Annotated in this window: 3 protein-coding genes and 1 pseudogene; 1 reads left to right on the top strand and 3 read right to left on the bottom strand. The window is 72.7% G+C overall.

Annotation, left to right across the window (positions count from 1 at the left end; translation table 11 throughout):
* Positions 1-375: pseudogene (locus ASG00_RS16685) on the bottom strand (phosphoglucomutase, alpha-D-glucose phosphate-specific); the annotation flags it as partial.
* Between the two features lie 52 nt (positions 376-427).
* Between ASG00_RS16685 and pheA the strand changes: the two are divergent.
* Entirely contained in the window at positions 428-1,393 is a 966-nt protein-coding gene (pheA, locus tag ASG00_RS03180; protein WP_235557410.1) for a prephenate dehydratase, read from the top strand.
* On the opposite strand, the gene ASG00_RS03175 is transcribed toward pheA, so the two are convergent.
* Positions 1,321-2,646, bottom strand: coding sequence for an MFS transporter (locus ASG00_RS03175; protein WP_056206825.1), 1,326 nt, complete (start codon positions 2,644-2,646; stop codon positions 1,321-1,323). The two genes, pheA and ASG00_RS03175, sit on opposite strands and share 73 nt — an antisense overlap.
* A 29-nt stretch (positions 2,647-2,675) precedes the next feature.
* The coding region (locus ASG00_RS03170) for an MsnO8 family LLM class oxidoreductase (protein ID WP_235559107.1) at positions 2,676-3,408 on the bottom strand (733 nt) is incomplete at its 5' end.

The following is a 3,408-nucleotide window of genomic DNA, read 5'->3' as shown; positions in this document are numbered from 1 at the left end:
GAGGATGGCATGGCTGAGTGCCGGGGTCGGCACCCACGAGTCGCGGGAGTCGACGCGCACGTCGACGCCGTTCGCGACCAGCACTTCGATGGCGGTGCGCTCGGCGGGAAGGCTCAGGCCGTGGGTGTCGCGCCCGAGGAAGAGGGGCCCGGCGATGCCCTGCGCGGCGCGGTAGTCGACGATCGCCTGGGTGGTCGCGAGGATGTGGGTCTCGGTGAAGCTCGTCGACAGGCTCGAGCCGCGGTGCCCGCTGGTGCCGAATGCGACCCGCTGCTCCGGCACGGTCGGGTCGGGGATGCGGTCGTAGTAGGCGGAGATCAGTTCATCGACGTCGATCAGATCGGATGCTTCGGCGGGCTGTCCAGCGCGGCTCATGCGCACAGTCTGACACCCGCGCGCATGTTCTGCGCGGCTAGGCTTTGTCCCCGTGACGATCGACGCGCCCGAGGCCGATGCCCCTCGCCGCACCTACAGCTACCTCGGCCCCGCCGGAACCTTCACGGAGGCCGCCCTCGCTCAGGTGCCGGAGGCGCGCGAGCACGTGTGGCGCCCCGTGCGCAATGTGGGCGAGGCGCTTGCCGACGTGGTCGAGGGGCGGTCCGACGCAGCGATGATCGCGATCGAGAACTCGGTCGACGGTGGCGTCTCCACCGCGCAGGATGCCCTCGCGACGACGCCGGGCCTGCGCATCGTGGGCGAATACCTCGTCCCGGTGCGTTTCGTGCTGGTCGGCCGCCCCGGCAGCCGGCTCGAGGACGTGTCGCTGATCGCGGCCCACCCGGTCGCCTACGCGCAGAGCCTGCGCTGGTTGAGCGAGACCCTTCCGGCGCACGCGCACCTTCCCGCGGCGAGCAATGTGGCCAGCGCGCTGGGGCTGCTCGACGGGTCGAGTCCCGCGGACGCGGCCATCGCCCCGCCGGGCATCACCGAGCATCACGAACTCGAGGTGCTCGCCGAGGACATCGGCGACAACCCCAACGCCGTGACCCGGTTCGTGCTGGTCAGCCGCACGGTCGCACCGCCGGCGCCGACGGGTGCCGACAAGACCTCGCTCATCGTCGAGCTCCCCGAGGACCACCCCGGCGCGCTGCTCGAGCTTCTCGAGCAGTTCGCCACCCGTGGCATCAACCTCTCGCTGCTGGCCTCGCGTCCGGTGGGCGACGAGCTGGGCCGCTACCGCTTCGTGATCGACGCCGATGGGCACATCCGTGATGAGCGCATGGCCGACGCGCTCATGGGCCTGCGCCGGTTCAGTCCGAAGGTGATCTTCCTCGGGTCGTACGCCCGAGCGGACCGCGCGATCGTGCACTACCCCGACCGCTACTCCGACGAGGTGTTCGTCGAGGCGCGGGACTGGCTGCGCGGGCTCGTGAGCGGCGAGCCGGAGGACTGACCCGCCCGCCGCGGCGTGAAGAACACGTACACGACCGTGCTCACCGCGACGAGCACGAGCACGTAGCCGGTGAACCCCACGGTCCCGCCGCCCGCCGCGCTCGCGTGATAGATCATGGGCGCCGTGCCGCCGAAGAGCGAGTTGGCGATCGCGTACCCGAACCCGACGCCCAGAGCACGCACCTCGGGTGGGAACGCCTCCGCCTTGGCGACCGTGTTGACCGACAGGTAGCCGGCGAGCGCGACGAAGCCGCCGACGAGCAGCCCGAGCAGAGTCCACGGTGACGACGTCTGCGGCACGAGCCACAGCAGCGGCACCGTCGTCACGAGCGCGCCGACGCCGAAGAAGACGAGCAGCGCCCGCCAGCCGATGCGGTCGCTCAGCGCGCCGCCGATCGGCTGCAGCAGCATGAGCACGACGAGGGCCACGAGAACGGATGCCGCGGCCGCCGTCTCGGCCGCGGCCCCGCCGGTCGCGAAGGCGCTGTCGCGGGCGAGGGTCGGGAGGGTGACGGTATCGGTGTAGAAGACGACGGTGCCGCCCGCCGTCATGAGGATGACCCAGACGAGCGCCCCGGCGTGCTCGCGCAGCAGCACGCGCATCGATCCGCCCTGAGCGCGGGCGGCGTTCTCTGCGCGGCGCGGGATCGCGAGGAGCGAGGCGGCGGCGGCCAGGGCCGCGACCGCGAACACGGCGCGCCAGCCCCACGCCGCGATCGCGGGCCGGTCGACGGTGACGAGGAGGACCAGCAGGGCCGCCTGGGCGAGCACCTGGCCGCCGACGATGGTCGCGCTCTGCAGCGAGGAGAACAGGCCGCGGCGGCCGGCGGGGGCGAGTTCGGCGAGGTAGACGGCGGATGCCGCGTACTCGCCGCCCGCGGCGATGCCCTGAACGAGGCTCGCGACGAGCAGCACGACCGCGGCTCCCGCGCCGATCGCGGCGTGCGTCGGGCTCAGGGCGAGGACGAGCGTGCACACGGCCATGAGCAGCACGCTGGCGCGCAGCGCCCGGGCTCGGCCGCGGCGGTCGGCGAGGCGCCCGAACAGCCACGAGCCGAGCGGGCGTGCGGCGAATGCGAGGGCGAACGCGCCGTAGACGAACACGAGGGCGTGCGCGTCGTCGGCGGCGAAGAACTCGTGACGGAAGTAGGGCGCGAACGTCGCGTAGGCGTACAGATTCAGCCACTGGGCGAGGTTCGGCAGCGATGCCCGCACGACGGCCCCGCCGAATCCCCTCCCGCGCTCGCCGCCCACGGCATCACCCTAGAGGGCGAGGGAGCTGCTCACGCGGCGAGCGGCGCGAGCAGCTCGAGGGTGCGGGCACGGCCGGGTGCGGCATCCATCGGCTCGTCGTCGTGGGCGCCCGCGACGGGCGAGATCATGACCTCGTCGAGCCCGTGTCGCGCCGCGAAATCGGAGAGGCGGCGGCGCACGTCGTCGCCGTCGCCGATGAACCAGGTCGATTCCGCCCACGCCCGGAAAGGCGCCGACAGGCCGTCCTCGGCCTCGGCGGCGGCCGCCTGCTCGACCGTCTCGAGGGCGATGAGAGGGCGGCCCGAGCGCAGCCGCGCCATCATGCGGATCTGCGGCAGCGCGCGTGCCGCTGCCTCGTCCGCGGTGTCGGCCGCGACGATGTTGGCGGTGAGGAAGGTCACGGGTGCCGGGTGCTGCTCGCTCGGTTGGTACTGCTCGCGGTACAGCGACAGGGCGCGCTCGAGGCCGTCGCCCGAGAAGTGGTTGGCGAACACGTACGGCAGGCCCATCGAGGCGGCGAGCTGCGCCGAGTAGTCGCTCGACCCGAGCAGCCACACCTGCGGTTGCGACGTCGCGGCCGGGGTGGCGGTCACACCGTACGTGCCACCAGAGGTGAACTGCACGGTCGCGCCCTGCGGGCTCGTGATCGAGAGGATGTCGCGGATGTGGTCGGGGAAGCGCTCCACGTCGCTCGTCGTGCCCGAGCGGTGCAGCAGCTGGGTGATGACCGGGTCGCTGCCGGGCGCGCGCCCGATTCCGAGG

The organism is Microbacterium sp. Leaf351, from assembly GCF_001423825.1.
Classification (GTDB): Bacteria; Actinomycetota; Actinomycetes; order Actinomycetales; family Microbacteriaceae; genus Microbacterium; species Microbacterium ginsengisoli.
Note: the sequence above shows the minus strand (reverse complement) of the source record. Positions and strands in the feature narration are given on the sequence as shown.